Raw genomic sequence first — 255 nt, forward strand, 5'->3', positions numbered from 1 at the left:
CCCATCTTCAAACAGGATTTCACGTGTCCCGCCCTACTTTTCTTACGCTTAGTTCCACACACAAGATTTCGCCTACAGGGCTATCACCTGCTACGGCCGGACTTTCCATTCCGTTCGACTATCTTGCATGCTAAAACGTAAAGGCTCTTCCGATTTCGCTCGCCACTACTTTCGGAATCTCGGTTGATTTCTTTTCCTCGAGCTACTGAGATGTTTCAGTTCACCCGGTTCGCTTCCACTGGCCTATGTATTCAG

General features: G+C 48.6%; 1 rRNA gene. It reads right to left on the reverse strand.

What is annotated here, in order from left to right:
* Positions 1 to 255 (reverse strand): 23S ribosomal RNA (locus IB257_RS31910); the annotation flags it as partial.

Source organism: Achromobacter sp. ACM03 (genome assembly GCF_014851665.1).
Lineage (GTDB): Bacteria > Pseudomonadota > Gammaproteobacteria > Burkholderiales > Burkholderiaceae_B > Achromobacter > Achromobacter aegrifaciens.